Below are 15,952 nucleotides of genomic sequence, written 5' to 3'. Positions count from 1 at the left end.
GAAGCATTCGAGAGAGAAGCTAAATTTGTGTGGTCTCTAGTGCAGGGCAGCGCCTCTGCAATCAGAGAGGGATTAAACTGGAGTAAGGTCAGTACAAAGCTGATATTGAGTGTGAAAACTTCAGAGAGAGTCGTCATGATTTTCCCTTTAACAATAGAACCTTTAACAATAGAACCTTCAACAATAGAGAGTGACATCTTCACCACAATGGTCAGCTAAGTAAGACAGCGATTTGAACCGGATTTCAACGAATTGATCGTAGAAAGGATTCAATTTGCAAAGCGGTGGAATAGAGAGGATTCGGTAGCCAAAAAGTTCGATCTCTCGCTCAAATGGACACCGACCCGGAATAAGTTTGCAGAGCGATCGAGCCACAGTTGGATGACAGATTTCGATTGATCCAAGCCATTGTTGAGCAAAAGAAAGTAGATTAATTGTGTAAGCTGAGATGAGGCGTTTCATTGGTTTATTCTCGATTCAAATTAGCTTTATCTTAGAAATTTCAGTGAGGATAAACGTCTGAAGAACGTCATGGATTGACCTCAACGAATGAGTGACTTTCTCTATGACATTTGTGATTTTAGACAGACCATTTTCTATGACTTTTGTCATGCGATTCTAGAAAAGTTGACACTAGACTTCCTGCATGAATACCTGGCGATTGAAATCGCTACTATCAGAACAAAGTCCACCTCCGTGGACTAACGGTTAAAATCGCCTCTTTAGTGTGCGAAGGCACACTTTGCTCTTGTAGCCCCGACTTTAGTCGGAGGGCATCTATGATTCGTGCAGGAAGTCTACTCAAAAAACAGATGCGTAATCAGTATGTTGACCGATCGCGCATCCGTTTCTTATTCGATTGCTAGAGGCTGCTCAGAGCTTTTGGCGTTCCATGAGTTCAGCAAACAATCCTGCTTGGTTAGCGAGTTGATCGAAGGTGCCTTGTTGAACGACGCGACCACTTTGGAAAACATAGATGCGATCGGCGTTGCGAATGGTACTCAAGCGGTGAGCGATCGCAATACGAGTAACTTTGAGACGTTCTAAGCTTTGGCTGACGATCGCCTGAGTCCGATTGTCTAAGGCACTGGTGGCTTCGTCGAATAAGAGGATTTTGGGTTTTAGGGCCAGCGATCGGGCAATTAACAATCGTTGTCGTTGCCCTCCCGAAACATTGGTTCCTCCTTCGCTGATCACCGTATGCATTCCCATTGGCATAGATTCGATGTCTTCAGCAAAGCCAGCCATTCGAGCCGCTTCCCAGGCTTCTTCCATTGTGATCATGGCACCACTAGCAATGTTTTCAAATATAGAAGCGGAGGTTAAGCGGCTATTTTGCATTACCACGCCTAGTTGCCGCCGGACTGCGTGAACATCTAACCCTGATAAATCCTGTCCATCGTAGTAGATCGTGCCCGATTCAGGAACATCAAACCCCAGGAGCAATCGAAATAGCGTTGACTTTCCACTACCGGACGCACCCACAAAGGCAATAAATTCACCCGGTTCAGCCCGAACGCTCACATCATCCAACGTCAAAGGGCCATCATCTCGGTAGCGAAAAATCACATGATCGACGACGACTCGGCCTGACAAACGACCCGGATCAGCCTTCTCAGAATCAACTTCAGGTTTGGCTTCTAGAATGGGTTGCGCCCGCTCCCACAAAGGGACAATTTTGAGGACATCCACCACCGTACTACTCAAACTTGTTGCACCACTGATAAAAGTCCCAAATGCTGCATTGAATGCTAAAAACACACCTGTAGACAACCCGCCTTCTTGAGACTGTGATTGCTGAAGAAAGCTCGCCGCAAACCAGAAGAGTGTTGCTGTGGTTAATGCAGGCAGAATTTTATTGATCACTGCCAGATAATCTTCGATGCCCTGCGTACTCAGCATCCACTTGATCTGTTGACTGTACTGTTTGCCCCAAAACGCAAAAGCACGAGCTTCAGCCCCAGCGACTCGAAGTTTGGGCACACCGTTAATCAATTGGATCATCACTCCAAAAAGCTGTCCCTGTAGCTCCATGAGCGGGCGAATCTTGCGGAGCGTCGAAATGCCAGAAACCAGCGTTACGGTAATGTTAATCAGTGCAACAACAGTCGCAATCAGAGCCAATGCGGGGTTGTAGTAAAACAGTAGACCGAGATTAAGCAAGGCAAACAAGCTAGTGAAAATACTTCTCAGAACCGTGCTACTTAGCTTTTGACGAATTTGACTAACAGCGCTCACCCTGGAATTGAGGTCACCGATCGAGTACTGCCGAAAGAAGGAGGCTTTGAGATTTAGCAGTCGATCCCAAACAGCAGACTGAGTGGAAGCATCGGCAAAGGTTTCAACTCGCATAATAGCAATCCCTTGGGCAAGTTGAAATAGGGTACTCCCAAAAGCGGTTGCTACCAGTGCTAAAGCGATTTGCATCAGTAGACTGCGATTTGCATCGGGGATGGCACTGTCGATTAGAATAGCAGTAGCTTGCGGCGTGATCATTCCTAGCAGGGTTGTTGCTATACCCGCCGTCAGAACAACTAGCAATTCCTTATAGTGTCCCTGTAGCGCGAACTTTACCAGGTCGATCGTCGTCAGCACTTTGTCCGGTAACGGACGGTAAAACGTATATCCAGTCGAGGTTAGCTTGGCAGCACTTTTAGCTGTGATCGGTGTGCGCGTTCTCTCAACGGGGTCAAAAATCTCGTAGTGGGTGTCTGAGATGGGCAACACTGCAACAGGATGGTTATCCTCTAATGTGTAAGCAAGCATGGCACCACAATCTTTTTTCCACCACTGACCCTGTAGGGAAATTGATCGCATTCTTAACCGAGAGGCACGAGCGATCGCTTGCAGCGGATCTTGAACTCGCTTCAGATCTTCAGATTTTGCAGGCGGCCGAATCGTCACACCTAACACTTTGCCAACTGCACCCGCCGCAATCAGTAACGCTTGATCTGGGTCGCTGGCACCCGTTTCAGCAGTCGTGAACTTTGGTGATTGTAGCAATGAAGCAAGTTCGCCTAGCGTTTCCTCCATGACTTGACGATTGAGGTGTTGCCGTTCTTGAAATCGCTTTAGCTCTGTATGGGTTTCTTGTTGCTCTAGTAAGTAAATACTTTGAAGCACATAGATTTGAAGCTGAAAAATTCCCATCAGCACGGTGTTGGGATCGTCAATTTCAGACGTTTTTTGACAAGAAAGCTCGATCGTATCCCCGGCTTGAAACCACATATCGGCACTCACTGGCAACAGTCCTGATTGGGGTGTGAGTAGTAGTTCCTCAAATCCCATCCAAACTGCATATCCGCTTTGAAGCTGCACCCAGGAAACAAGCTCTCGCTGGGGTTGAAAGATCTGCCCCTCTGTGAGCGAGAAGTAGCGCACCCCTTCCTCTTGAAATACTAGAGTAGGAGGAACAACCGCAGACAGTGTTAATCCTAGTTGCTCAATCCAACTCTCTGCTAAAGTGAGTGCTTCCCCATTCCCGTCTGCAAGGAATTCTCGAAAATCAGCGATCGAGACTTTTAGTAGCTCAGTTTCCTCGATCGAGACGGCAAGTAGTTGGTAGGGTAATGCTTCAGAATCACCTGAAATACCAAACATGGCTTGTCGCGATCGAGTGGTAAACAAGTAGCGGCGAGTTCCTTCTGCAATGCCTTCTCTGAGAGGAATCGCAAACAGTGCCAATGACCCCGACTTCACCACCCACATTGTTTGTGAATCATCTAAAACTAGCGGCTCATTGCCTTTTAGCGAATGGTACTCTCCGGGCAAACCAACCGTCCGAACTTGATCTAACATGACGATTCCTCCTGAACTCCTTCCCCTTCGCTGCGAATCAGTTGCAAGTATTTTCCTTCGACCTGCTGTAAGGTTTCATGCGTGCCTCGTTGCACGACTTTGCCGCGATCGAAGACAATAATCTCGTCACAATCTCGAATCGTACTCAGTCGATGCGCCACGATCACGCAAGTACAGCCGCGTTCCCGAAGTTTTTGATCAATCACTCTCTCAGCTTCAGAATCGAGCGCGCTGGTGGCTTCATCCATGACTAAAATTGCAGGATTGTTGACCAAAGCACGAGCAATCTCTAATCGCTGTCGCTGACCACCGCTTAAGTTAGTTGCTCCTTCTGCCAGGTCAGCATTGTAGCCTCCCGGCATAGATAGCACAACCTCCTGAATCGCCGCATCTTTACAAGCGCGAACTAGATTGCTAAACGGAACAGTCGAATCCCATAGTGTAAGGTTGTCTCGGACACTGCCTGCAAACAGTGAGATGTCTTGTTCGATCAGCGCCATTGAGTGAGTGATAATCGATCGCGGAAGCTGTGCCCTCGATTGTCCATCAAACAAAATTTCTCCTGACCACGGCTCATACAATCCGCACACTAATTTAGCAACCGTCGATTTCCCTGAACCACTTCCTCCCACTAGGGCAACTCGCTGACCCGGTTTGAGCGAAAGACTCAGATTTTCAATCAAGGGAGGCGCAGAGCGATTGTAGCCAAAGGTAAGGTTGCGAAGTTCAATATACCCTTGTAACCGAACATTGGCAGCCGAAAGCTCATCAAGCGGCGCAGTGATTTCTTTTTGAACAATGGGGTCGATCTGATTCCGCAACACATCATCCAGCCGACCTAGGTTCCCTTCCATTTCTTGAAGTTCGCCCGCCAAACCTACCAGACTATTCACAGGCTCTAGAAACCGTTGCATTAAGGATTGAAAGGCAATGAGCATCCCAATACTGAGAACGCCATCCATCACTCGCAGTCCACCGACGACTAACAACAACATTGATGTAATTGAGGTCAAGAATGACGGCAACACACCCAGCGTTTGGTTCGTGGTGTCCATCTCCTGTTTTGCATTGATTGCTTTGGCGTAGTAGCCTGCCCAACGCGAAAAGAATTCTGATTCTAGCCCGGATGCCTTCAGCGTCTCCATGCTTTGCAGACCAGAAATGGAAACCCCGTTTACTTTGCCTTGTTCTTGCATTAGTCGCAGGTTACCATCGACGCGCTGACGAGAAACCCATCGCCAAACAGAGACATTGACGACTACAAACGCCATCCCGATCGTCGTCAACACAACATCATATTGAAGCATAACAACGGCATAGAAAACCACGGTCACGGCTGAAATGACAGTTGTCGCTAACCGTCCTGAAAGTAAACTTGCTAAACTATCGTTGAGGCGAATCCGACTACTAATTTCTCCTGCAAATCGCTGATCATAAAAGCTAACAGGCAGCCGCAGAATATGCCACAAAAATCGACTAGACATGCCCACAGCCAGCTTAATTTTCATTCGACGCAGAAACTGAAGCTGAAGTAATGTTAGAAATCCGCTTAACACTGCGGTGAAGATGATACCTAAAATTAAGGGTTGTAGCCAGTCATTCCTTCCTTCGATCAAAACGTTGTCCACAAACGCCTGAGAGAAGGCTGGCATTGCAAGTCCAGGAATGACTAGTAGCAAGCCTGCGATGACACAATACACTAAGGCTCCGATCGAACTCTGTAATCGTTCCCACAATGCCAAAGTGAGACTGGGTTTACGTCCTCCAGGCTGAAACTCTGGCCCCGGTTCACCCACTAAAACAACGCCAGTAAAAGATTGATCGAATTCTGCTGGTGAAACAGTGCGCGGCCCGGTTGCCGGATCATTGAGATAAACACTGTCTTTACTAAAGCCCTCAACGACTAGAAAGTGATTAAAATTCCAGAAGACAATGTAGGGACATTCTAATTTGCGTAACCCATCCAAATCGACCTTAAAGCCTTTTGTTTTTAAGCCATAGCTTCGAGCCGCGTTGAGAATGTTGGAGGCTTTACTGCCATCTCGTGAAACGCCGCAAACCTGACGCAATTCGGCAAGGGGAACAATGCGATCGTAGTACCCCAACAAAATGCCCAGTGCTGCTGCTCCACACTCCACTGCTTCCATTTGCAAGAGAGTTGGCGTTTGACGGCGACGATCGGGACGGCTCACAACTCGTCGAATTTGTCTTAATCCACGTCCAATGTAGGCTTGAACTTGCTGCATAGTTAGTACATTCCACTCCACGATCGCAGGATTGGAAACACAAAGGAAATTGGGGATTGCTCGTCTACTTTGACGCGCACTGAAGTCGTTGTTCCTGATGTAATTTCGGTATCTGGCCCCTTAGACGATGACCATTGAAAACGGCTTTTTGTCGAGGGATCTTGGCGAAGCTCGGCAAACACTTGAATTTGTGGGCCTTGAGCCGTCAACCCCTGCAAGACTTCAGCACCCCCTACTACACTCGACGCGCCCTCCTTAGTCACCGGAAACGCAGAAACATTGGTCACTGTCGCCACAATGCCACCAAAGCGCTCTCGTTTGACCGTAGAAGGCGTAACCTGCAACTCCATGCCCTTGCGAATCTTTTTGCCTTCGCTCACCGGGAAGAATACAACCCCAACTAACTTGTCAGCAGAGTCTTGAGCCTCGATCGTACCAATTCGTCCGCCTTCCTCTAGTGTTTGCCCTGGTACAACGACGACTTCTAACACCCGTCCATCAAAATTACTCGTTACTTGACTACTACCTTTTAATTGTGAGACTAGCTGGGTGATTGTTCGCTCTGTATCTTGAATTTCTTTTTTACGATTCGTCGCAATGGCTAAATCTTGTTCTGCTTGGCTTGATAGTTTGGTATCTAGTGTGGCTAACTGAGCTTGCAGATCTTTGACTGCGTTCAAGTTTCCTAAAAATTGTCGCTGTGCGTCTGCTTCTTTGACATCAAGCTGTTTAAGCTGCGATTCAATTTCACTGATTTTAGTTCTACTATTGAGAAATTCTTGTTGTGCTTGCAGAACACTATCACTCGATACGGCTCCTTCCTGGCGCAACTGTTGGCGAATCTGAAAGCGCTGTTGGAAGGTGGGCACGAGATCCTGCGTCGTCTGCAACTGTTGCTGCAAATTTTGCCGTTCTTGACGAATCGAATTCAGCCCTTTTTCGCGCAAAATGGGTGTGACGGACTGGGTAGTGTCCAAGCTTTGTACAATTGCCTGACGCTGCTGCTGAATCGCGCCCTTATCTAACACCGATCGCTGAAATTGCAGTGAATTTGCAGTACGATCTTGCTCTTGAAGTTGAGCTAGTTTAGCCCGTGCCAGATCTAAATTTTCTTGCAGTTCAGTTTGGTCGATCGTGGCTAACACCTGTCCTTTTTTGACGCGATCGCCGGGACGAATATTCAAGGTAAGAATCTTCCCAGAACTAGGAGACTGAAACGCTGCAACCTGGCTCGGAAAGACCAATATGCCCTGCCCTGCAATGGTAATTGGAATGCGACCGAAAACACTCCAGGTCAACCCAACTGCAATCAAAGATCCCATCGCTGCTAATGGAATCCACTTCTTAGGCTGAACCACCTGCATGAGTTGGTCTAACCGCTCTGGGGAAGATAAGCGATCAAGCGCTTCTTTGCGAAACAGATTATTTTTTTGAATCGTGACCATACTAACTCCATTCAAATGATTGAAATTTTCATTAGGTAATCGATCGCATCAGGATTAAGTGTTCTAAACTCTGGTACAAATCTATAAACTTACGGTGCTTGAGTGTTATTTGCAGCGTTCATTTAATTGCCGCGAATCTGTTTTAACATCCAATCAAACCGCGTTCCTGCTAGTGTCACCTGAGCCAAAAATCCAGAACTTAGCTCATCCTCATAGGTTAAGCCTTCATCCAAAGATTGACCCGAACTATAGGTGATTCTGCCGTAGCCTAGCCGATTGATAATGCCCTGCTGTTTGTCAGCTAACAAAATCGCCAACACCCGGTAAAATCGAGCCGCAAATCCTACATCGTTGAGCAATTTCGCAGCCAGTTTCCATCGGGGAATCGACAGCACGATCGCATCCTCGATCGCCCGAATCGTCATCGCTGGCGGACTTGCTTCAACAAACGGTGTTTCGCCCACCATGTCACCCCGCGATAATTTGGCAAACTCACGCTCAACCTGATTAGTCTGTTCTAGGCTGGAAAAAGCGCGAGTCAGAGGATTGTTAGTATCTTCTGCGATCGAGGCTGCCATCTTGCCATCCAGCAGAATATGCAGCGCATCGACAGGTCTTCCCGCATGAAACAAGACTGCTCCCGCTGGGATTCTTGTAGCAGTTCCCGCAGCAATCATCCAGCCAATATCACTATCGTTTAACTCGGCAAATGTAAATAGAATTTCTCGAATCTGCGGCTGACATAACACAACCGTACTGTGACCAATCTGATTCACCATCTGTTCGAGTCGGTGCGCTAATAGAACAGCGATCGCTCGATAAAGATGCGCCGCAAACGTAATGTCCCCCTGCATTTTTTCGACTAGCTGCTGCTGTGGAATCATTAAGACCAACGACTTTCTAAGTGCCTTGACCGTCGTAGAAGATTGGTAGGATGCTAAAAAGGGCATCTCGCCCACAACTTCACCATTGGCGAGTCTAGCAATTTCTCGTCCTGACAGTTCGCCTCCTTCTAGAGCCGCAAACGCCCGCCCGATCGGGTTGTCATCCGCCTGCGCGATCGTGACTGTCAATGCCCCATCCAGCAGGATATAGAGCGCATCTACAGGTGTTCCTTGACGGATCAATGTCATACCAGCCGCGATTTCTTGTCTCCGACCCGTTGCTAAAATCCAGTCAATGTCGCTACTACTTAGTTCCTTTAAGAGAACTTCTGTCATAATTTAACTTCCTTCTATGTTGCTAACGGGGAAATCGATCGGAAAGGACAAGAGCGCCAATAACAATCACGATTCGTTTTGCTGAGTTATGCAGCTTATGTAGGGAAAACCTATCTTTAAAATAAAACTACAGATGCTCCCCAAGAGAGTAGAAGCAACTAGAATTTGATGCAAGCAACCTTCAACAGAGCATCTGTAGTCTGGGAGCGGTGAATGTCCCATGAGCAGGCAATCAAACTGACGCTGATTCACCTCGACCAACAAACCTGGCGAGCTACTCAACTGGAGCATCACTGGTGTAGAACTTCGGCTCAAGCAATTCATCAATCTTTTGGGTCAACTCAGGCAGCTTGTCATTAATCTGTTTCTCAATCCCACCTGTGCCATACAAGCCCCCTGGAGGTTTCTCACCTTCTCTTAATGTAGAATTACCGCCTGCAATTGCCGCCAACTCTTGAGCCGATAGCTCTAGCGGTTTATTTGGCTTCATGTTGTCCATTTCGATGATTTCTCCTGACTATGTTATTTTTATTGATCATTGCAGCGGAAGCAGCCAAGTCAGGGGACTCAACTGCTAACCCACCTGTTATAGAAACTCGGATTATTCCGAACCTTCGATCGCGGCATTTCCCCCAAACAACCCACCGAGAGCTTGTATATCCTCAGTCGTTGCATCAAGGATTGTGAGTTCAAGGAACGATGATGCCGTGTTCTCAGATTGAAAGGCTGATCGGGATGGGCCACACCCACCGAGAGGTGTTTCCTGGGCAAAGGCAACTTTCGATTGCTGAAACTGCGCTAGTGTAAAGCGTATGCTCAAACCACCCGCCACCTCATCTAGTTCCTCATCTGATAGCTCGCTCATTTCTTGAGACGGCGCATCATTCGGAGCCATTTCGTGATCTGACATGGAATCTCCTACGATTAGATCAACTAGAAGGGGTATCCCATCGGACTGGTTTGCCTTAGCGAATGTCCCTTCTAGTTCAGTGGTCTTTAGAACTCGCCTAGCTTCGCGATCAGATCATTGCTGGCGATAGTTTGGGTTTGGTCAATCTCAGTTGCTTCAAGACTCTGAGCGCCACCCGCACCGACACTATTGGCTCGAACATCTTTGACTGAAGCTGTGTTGAACGAAGCGTCGAAGTCCTTAACGAGTAGTTGGTCGAGTCCGGCACCACCCGCAACGACATCGAGTTCTTCGGTAGACAGTTCTTGAGATTTGGGCTGCATTTCGTTAGACATGATTGTTTTCCTGATTGTTTAGTGTGTGTTTAGACTTGATTGAACTGCAAGTGCAGCTTAGAAACCGCCTAGCTTCGCGATCAGGTCATTGCTGGCGACAGTTTGGGTTTGGTCAATCTCGGTTGCTTCAAGACTCTGAGCACCACCCGCACCGACACTATTGGCTCGGACATCCTTGACTGAAGCCGTGTTGAACGAAGCATCGAAGTCTTTGACGAGTAGTTGGTCAAGTCCAGCACCACCCGCAACGACATCGAGTTCTTGAACGGACAATTCTTGAGCGTGGTTGATTTCGTTAGACATGATTGTTTTCCTGATTGTTTGGTGTGTTTGAAATTTCGCTTGACGTTGAACGCTACTCTTAGAAGTCGCCGACAATTGCCAGGAGATCGTCACTAGCAACCGTTTTCGTTTGGTCAATCTCGGTTACTTCAACGGTTTGAACGCCATTGGGCCCAACATTGATAGCGCGAGCATCTTTGATCGAAGCTGTCTGAAAGGACGCATCGAAGTCTTTAGCGAGTAGTTGGTCGATTCCAGCACCGCCAGCTACAACATCGAGTTCTTGAACAGACAGTTCTTGAGCGTGGTAGTTGATTTCAGTAGACATGGTGTTTCCTTCCGGTTTAGTTAAGTGAATTGCAAGCAGAACAGACGGTTTGTAGTGCGTTCCTTGCTTGATGTCACCAGAATAGGTTTTCTATCCCCTCATCCACATCTGAAAAACGTCTTGGGTTTTGTCTAAACGAAGTAAATAGAGCCTCTCTAACTTTGGCTTTACCCTATCAGATCACGCCTAAGACTTTCGTCATAGACAGGCGAAAATTGCTCCACCAAACGTGATGCTTTTAGCTACAAGGAGATCAAACCCCTGCATATTGCAGTATCACTAAACGTGAAAGCACCAATGATCTGCTATTTAACCTCTTTTCTCAATAGATGATCGACCATGACCGCAAATCGCTCAGAGACTCTAAGTGCAACATGATGAGCAACACTCAAAAGTTTCTAGCAATGTTGTAAATACAAACGGGAGCAGCAATGTTAAATCAATCCAAGTTAGCAACCAAATTTACTTTACTTTTATCACTGGTGTTTGTGGGCGCGATCGCGCTGAGTGGATTTGCCTTATCTCATGCGCTTGAACAAAAAGCAGAAGGTGAAATCGCTTACCGGAGCCAGATTTTGTCCGAGACGATGAATTCAGTCAGAGCGTTTACCAACACCCGCATTAGCCCGCTCTTGATGCCAATGGTAGAGACGCAGCCTACATTCATCCCCGAATCGATTCCCAGTTTTACAGTGAGAGAAGTCTTTGAAGGTCTTCGCAAAAATGACGAATATAAAGACTTCTTCTACAAAGATGCTCTGCTAAATCCAACAAACTTGCGAGATAAGGCGGATGTGTTTGAAACTGATCTTACCAAGCAATTTCAAAGCAACCCAAAGCTAAAAAATATCTCCGGTTTTCGGGACTCTGTGGGCGAGAAGCTGTTTTATAGTGCCCGTCCATTTTCAGTGAAAAATGCAACCTGTTTGCGCTGTCACAGTACGCCACAAGCGGCTCCCAAAAGTCACATCGCCAGCTATGGCTCAGAAAATGGCTTTAACTGGAAGCTCAATGAAGTGCTGGGTAGTCAGGTGATTTACGTTCCTGCTAGTAAAGTTTTTGATGATGCCAGTCGAGCCTCTTCTCTAATCATCGGTATATTCATTGGCATATTCGCGCTAGTGATTTTGCTCATCAACTATTTGCTCAAGCGCAACGTACTACAACCAATTAAGCCAATGGCGCAGCTTGCTCAAAAAATTAGTATGAACGAGATCAGCGCAGAAGAAGCAGCAGAGTTTGAACATGAAAAACTAGCCCCGATCGCCAAGCGCAATGATGAACTAGGACAATTAGGGCGAGTGTTTCAACGCATGGTGCAGGAAATTTATGCCCGCGAACAACAACTCAAACAACAGTTGCAGAAATTGCGTCTCGAAATTGACGATGGCAAACGAGCGCGTCAAGTTGCTGAGATCGCCGAGTCAGAATCGTTTCAGAAATTACAGGAGGAAGCAAAAGCTTTGAGAAGTAAACGCGAGTCTGCGACTGATTAAGCTCCTATTTAACGTGAATTCGATAAAGCTTTTTGCTTCGTTGTTTTGTGCTTCTAGCCCCCCAAGCTGCCAATTCTGGGGGACTTTCGGACAAGCGTTCGGGTCAATGTTTCACTAGTCACTTTACCTTGAGGATATACCGTGTCTGAAATTATCTCAATTCACTCATTTCGTGGCGGAACTGGTAAGTCGAATGTCACCAGTAATTTAGCGACTCTGATTGCTCGTTCTGGAAAGCGAGTTGGCGTAGTGGACACTGACATTCAATCACCCGGAATTCATGTTCTATTTGGGCTTGAAGAAGAGCGACTGCGCTATACCCTGAATGACTATCTCTGGGGGCGCTGCGCCATCGAAGAAGCCGTTTATGATGTCAGTTCAATTCTGCAACAAAAGCAGTCTTTATTCGGTCGTCAGGGAAGTATCCATCTGATTCCTTCTAGCATTAGAATGAGTGACATCTCTCGCATTCTTAGAGAAGGCTATGATGCTCGACTTCTCAATGATGGGTTACAAAATCTAGTGCGTCGGCTAAAGCTAGATTATCTGTTGATTGACACTCATCCCGGCATCAATGAAGAAACGCTACTCTCGATCATTCTCTCGGATGTGTTTGTTCTGATTCTTCGTCCTGACAAACAGGATTATCAAGGAACTGCTGTCGCGATCGATGTGGCTCGTAAGCTAGAAGTTCCCAAAATGATGCTCGTGGTCAATAAAGCCCTGCCATCACTGGATTTTAAGGAGCTACGGCAGCGAGTCCAAAATACTTACGAAACTCCCGTAGCGGGCATCCTCCCAGTCAGTGAAGAGATGTTTGATTTGGGCAGCAGTGGTATTTTTTCTTTGAAGTATCCCAATCATCCCTGGACTCAAGAGATGACTGCGATCGCCAAACAAGTGACAGGTTCTAGTTCACTTAAACAAACGAACGGGTTTTTGTTGAAGTAGCGCTCCCGTCTTTTGAGTGTCCCCTGGGAAAATGGCTCTCACTCGCTCTACTACTGAGATCATATACTTGTAGTCAGCGACGGGAGCATTTGTCACAAACCCGGCTTCTTGAGCCACGACAGAAGGGGTTTCATTTAAAGTCTTGCGAATTGATTCTTGAGCATTGCGCTCGATCGTAGGACTAATTAAAACTGCACCAGACGGAACATTGTGAACATCGGTCAATAGAATTCGCAAACTGAGAGGATTAGCCTGACTTTTATAAGTTTCAAACTCTTCTAGCGAGACAGCACCGACGGCTGCTTTACCCTCAACCACTGCTTCTAAAATCGCCTTGGGCGTGGGTGGAAACATCAGTTCTGACAGGGTTAGACCATATAAATTAAAAATCGGCAAATAGTATCCCGTTGCAGAACCTGGCTTTCCCAAGGCTACAGACTTACCTGCGATCGCTGCAATTTCCTGAATCGGGCTATCTTCTCGTACCACCAGAACTGAGCGCAACCCTTGTACCCCAAACAGCGGAAAGAGGGGCGTATATTGATGTTGTGAGATTGCGATCGCAGTCAACCCCGGCGGCGCAAACACTAGCGACCATTCCTGCCGCTGAATCCGCTCTAAAGCTCTCCCCTCGTTGATAGCAGGCTCTAGCTCTACCAATGACTGCATTTTTTCGCTTAAGTATTGTTTAAAGCGATTGTACTGATCCAGGGATTTGCTGCCTTCTTCGTAGCTGACTGTGCCGACTAGCAGCGATCGACGCTGAGACGAGGGTAGAGTGGCACGACAGGCAGACAGTCCCATCAAACCAAGGAAGCCACGACGAGAAAGTTTCAGAGGTAAGCCTGAACTTAGTAATTTAAGTGTTCTGTCAGGAGTTGCGTTCATCATTTTGCTTTTACTAAAAGTTGGTACTATAGCTATCCTATTTGAGTTGTGAGAGTTCGGTGGCTAGTGGTTAGTCGTAAATCAATTGCTAGGGACTAATGAGTAACCACCCATCAATTGACGATTCTCACAGACGATTTAGAACTGCTATATCTAATTCATAGTGTTTAACTAGTCAAAATATGCTTACCGCTGTATTATTTGTTACTAATCTGACTGGGTAGCCTAGGGAATTTTAAGAGAATCAGGTAGTACTATTTAGGAAAGGACGTAGAAAAAATGTACGATCGCCTGGTAAACGTCGCGATTTGCTTGCCCCTATCCTATGTCTGTTGGGCTGATTGACTGACAAATCTTTTCAGGTAGGTTGGGTTGAACCTGGTGAAACCCAACGTTAGCAACGGTAGAAAGGCTGCTGTTGGGTTTCGCGTTGCTCAACACCAACCTACGAAGAATCGAGGGTTTCAGGAGTTTTGTCAGTCAACCAGGTCTGTTGGGTCAAAGAACCAAAACGTGTTCAAAATCGCCACAGTCAATTTTGGATTGGCTTGTATGGTAGCCTCAATTTGTTCTCCACCTTGGCGTATCGGCTCATTGCGCTCAAGCCCCAAAACGTCCTTTTTCCCAGCGAGGTTTCAGGGCTATTTCCTCAAGCCAGCCTGCGTTGTAGCTTCGTTGTCACCCTCTGAAATAACCTTCATCGATCAGGCGTGACACAGCAAAGGTTTGATCGAACTCGTCTTCGAGATCAATCTGAACTTTAAGCAGAGTCAGCATTTCATCATAAGCTTCCCCGGACAGGCACATTATCGACGCTCCCTTGCTTTTTGGCTAATTGGGATACACATCGGCGTACCTGCGATCGGGTCTGAGAAAATGCGACAGTCTAGATTAAACACAGCTTGAACAGTCTCTTCTGTCATCACCGTTTGCGGATCGCCTGCCGCAAAGATTCGCCCTTCTTTAACAGCGATTAGATAATCTGCATAGCGACAAGCTTGATTGAGATCATGTAGCACCATGACGATCGTTCTTTCCTGCCGCTGATTTAAGTCATAGAGCAGATCTAACACTTCGATTTGATGCGCCAGGTCTAAGAATGTTGTGGGTTCGTCTAATAAAAGAATTTCAGTATCTTGTGCGAGGGCCATTGCAATCCAAGCGCGTTGGCGTTGTCCACCGGAAAGCGTATCTAAAGCGCGATCGCTAAACCCTTCTAAATCAGTTGTCTCTAACGCCCGCTGCACAATCTTTTCATCTTGAGTAGACCATTGTTGTAGCCAGTTTTGATAGGGATAGCGTCCCTGAGCCACTAAATCTTTTACCGTCAGCCCTTCGGGTGCGATCGGGTTTTGGGGAAGCAATCCTAACTGTTGTGCAACTTCTTTGGTCGATCGGCTAAAGATCGATTTACCATCAAGGTAAACTGCTCCGCTTGTCGGCTTGAGTAATCTGGCTAATCCGCGCAAGAGCGTTGATTTTCCGCATCCGTTTGCACCCACCAAAGCCGTAATTTGTCCGGGTGGAACAGCGAGAGTCAAATCTTGAACAATCGGGGTTCCTTCATAACCAAGCGTAAGATTGCGAGCGGTGAGGGCAGCGGGTAAAGACATGACAATTTTTGTCAATAAACTTCATGACCTTGATTAAATCAGAGTTCTAACATTCTGTCGAGGTTTGTGTTTAGGGGAAGCAACATATCTGAGTGGGTCATGGGGGACGAGAGAAATCGTGCGGGAGCATCCCAATTGTGTAGCACAGTCTTTCTGCCCTCACCCTAACCCGCTCCCCAAGGAGAAGGAACAAGAGATCTGACTAGTCCTGATTAATATCGTGAGCATCTTGCAATGAAGCTGACCTAGCTGAGAACCTGGAAGAGCTTTATCTGGAAGCTCAACAGCAGTTTTCTTTGACAAAAGCAATAGAGGTGCCTTCCCTAATGAGAATTAATTCATTAGTAATGGTAGAATCCTCCAAGTATGAGCTACAGGCTGTTGTAATATGAAGTCTTTTGTTCCGGTTCGTCATTTCCAAATGAGTTGTATTGTTCTGA

General features: G+C 46.8%; 14 protein-coding genes. 2 read left to right on the top strand and 12 right to left on the bottom strand.

All coding sequences use genetic code 11. The features are described from left to right. Nucleotides 1-177 precede the first annotated feature (177 nt). The 10 genes from ACKFKF_RS22680 to ACKFKF_RS22635 all read right to left on the bottom strand — a co-directional run bounded on the left by ACKFKF_RS22680 (nucleotide 178) and on the right by ACKFKF_RS22635 (nucleotide 10,564). Nucleotides 178-462 (bottom strand): Mo-dependent nitrogenase C-terminal domain-containing protein, encoded by a 285-nt coding sequence (locus ACKFKF_RS22680; protein WP_446869788.1) that lies wholly within the window; start codon nucleotides 460-462, stop codon nucleotides 178-180. Nucleotides 463-873: 411 nt separating this feature from the next. After that, nucleotides 874-3,798, bottom strand: coding sequence for an NHLP bacteriocin export ABC transporter permease/ATPase subunit (locus ACKFKF_RS22675; protein WP_446869787.1), 2,925 nt, complete (start codon nucleotides 3,796-3,798; stop codon nucleotides 874-876). Continuing rightward, the gene (locus ACKFKF_RS22670; RefSeq protein WP_446869786.1) at nucleotides 3,792-6,044 is read right to left on the bottom strand and encodes an NHLP family bacteriocin export ABC transporter peptidase/permease/ATPase subunit; all 2,253 of its coding nucleotides are present in this window, start codon (nucleotides 6,042-6,044) and stop codon (nucleotides 3,792-3,794) included. Before ACKFKF_RS22670 ends, ACKFKF_RS22675 begins: the two co-directional genes overlap by 7 nt. A 2-nt stretch (nucleotides 6,045-6,046) precedes the next feature. Further along, the gene (locus ACKFKF_RS22665) at nucleotides 6,047-7,489 is read right to left on the bottom strand and encodes an NHLP bacteriocin system secretion protein (protein ID WP_446869785.1); all 1,443 of its coding nucleotides are present in this window, start codon (nucleotides 7,487-7,489) and stop codon (nucleotides 6,047-6,049) included. Nucleotides 7,490-7,611: 122 nt separating this feature from the next. Further along, the gene (locus ACKFKF_RS22660; protein WP_446869784.1) at nucleotides 7,612-8,709 is read right to left on the bottom strand and encodes a cyclic nucleotide-binding domain-containing protein; all 1,098 of its coding nucleotides are present in this window, start codon (nucleotides 8,707-8,709) and stop codon (nucleotides 7,612-7,614) included. Nucleotides 8,710-8,983: 274 nt separating this feature from the next. Then, on the bottom strand, nucleotides 8,984-9,208 hold the full coding sequence (locus ACKFKF_RS22655) for a hypothetical protein (protein WP_446857991.1): 225 nt from the start codon (nucleotides 9,206-9,208) through the stop codon (nucleotides 8,984-8,986). A 102-nt stretch (nucleotides 9,209-9,310) separates the two neighbouring features. Continuing rightward, entirely contained in the window at nucleotides 9,311-9,619 is a 309-nt protein-coding gene (locus ACKFKF_RS22650) for a CTB family bacteriocin (protein WP_446857992.1), read from the bottom strand. An 86-nt stretch (nucleotides 9,620-9,705) separates the two neighbouring features. Next, a complete protein-coding gene (locus ACKFKF_RS22645; RefSeq protein WP_446857993.1) occupies nucleotides 9,706-9,954 on the bottom strand; it encodes a CTB family bacteriocin in 249 nt (82 codons plus the stop codon). 57 nt (nucleotides 9,955-10,011) lie between these two features. Further along, nucleotides 10,012-10,257: a CTB family bacteriocin gene (locus ACKFKF_RS22640; RefSeq protein WP_446857994.1), complete on the bottom strand. Its 246-nt coding sequence runs from the start codon at nucleotides 10,255-10,257 to the stop codon at nucleotides 10,012-10,014. 58 nt (nucleotides 10,258-10,315) lie between these two features. Continuing rightward, on the bottom strand, nucleotides 10,316-10,564 hold the full coding sequence (locus tag ACKFKF_RS22635) for a CTB family bacteriocin (RefSeq protein ID WP_446857995.1): 249 nt from the start codon (nucleotides 10,562-10,564) through the stop codon (nucleotides 10,316-10,318). A gap of 431 nt (nucleotides 10,565-10,995) precedes the next feature. Between ACKFKF_RS22635 and ACKFKF_RS22630 the strand changes: the two genes are divergently transcribed. Next, on the top strand, nucleotides 10,996-12,060 hold the full coding sequence (locus ACKFKF_RS22630) for a c-type heme family protein (RefSeq protein ID WP_446869783.1): 1,065 nt from the start codon (nucleotides 10,996-10,998) through the stop codon (nucleotides 12,058-12,060). Between the two features lie 141 nt (nucleotides 12,061-12,201). Next, nucleotides 12,202-13,011, top strand: coding sequence for a MinD/ParA family ATP-binding protein (locus ACKFKF_RS22625; protein ID WP_446857997.1), 810 nt, complete (start codon nucleotides 12,202-12,204; stop codon nucleotides 13,009-13,011). Here the strand turns inward: ACKFKF_RS22625 and ACKFKF_RS22620 are convergent. Continuing rightward, nucleotides 12,976-13,899 carry a phosphate/phosphite/phosphonate ABC transporter substrate-binding protein gene (locus ACKFKF_RS22620; protein WP_446869782.1) on the bottom strand — a complete coding sequence of 308 codons (924 nt, stop codon included), beginning with the start codon at nucleotides 13,897-13,899 and terminating at the stop codon, nucleotides 12,976-12,978. The two genes, ACKFKF_RS22625 and ACKFKF_RS22620, sit on opposite strands and share 36 nt — an antisense overlap. Before the next feature lie 806 nt (nucleotides 13,900-14,705). Beyond that, nucleotides 14,706-15,512 (bottom strand): ABC transporter ATP-binding protein, encoded by an 807-nt coding sequence (locus ACKFKF_RS22615; RefSeq protein WP_446869781.1) that lies wholly within the window; start codon nucleotides 15,510-15,512, stop codon nucleotides 14,706-14,708. Nucleotides 15,513-15,952 lie beyond the last annotated feature (440 nt).

This window comes from Phormidesmis sp. 146-12 (assembly GCF_052939495.1).
Note: the sequence above shows the minus strand (reverse complement) of the source record. Positions and strands in the feature narration are given on the sequence as shown.